Here is a 455-nt window from a genome sequence, read left to right as displayed (position 1 = left end):
GCCAGTTCACCGGTGATGAGGCGCAGGGTCTCCCGCGGTGAATGCCCCGACGCAGCCAGCACACACGTCGGTCTGGTCTCGTCGAGGCCCAGGAGCCGAATTGCCCGGGCCCGGTCTTCGCGATGTTCCTTGGCCGACAGCACCACCTCGAGCAGCGCGGGATCGCCCAGGTGCGGAGTCCCGCTCACCCCGGTCCGCGCAGCGACGCGACTTATCAGTCGTCGCAGCCGAGCGAGGAGCACCTCATCCAAGGGGTGCCCGGACCCGTCACGTTCCACCCAGACGACCGTCTCGTCGCGATCGCATGCCGGCGAGGCGCCGTCGTCGATCGGATCGAGACGTCCGGAGGCGTCGTAACGGACGACCGTGCCGCCCGGCCACCGGACACCCACGGGGCACCCCGCGATCAGCGCGGCAAACCGCACGGCCGCGTCGGCATTGACCTCTTGTTCCTC

At 69.9% G+C, this 455-nt stretch carries 1 pseudogene; it reads right to left on the bottom strand.

The features are described 5' to 3' along the window. Nucleotides 1-455: pseudogene (locus RNC47_RS36765) on the bottom strand (hypothetical protein); the annotation flags it as partial.

This window comes from Streptomyces millisiae (assembly GCF_031845425.1).
GTDB lineage: Bacteria > Actinomycetota > Actinomycetes > Streptomycetales > Streptomycetaceae > Streptomyces > Streptomyces millisiae.
Note: the sequence above shows the minus strand (reverse complement) of the source record. Positions and strands in the feature narration are given on the sequence as shown.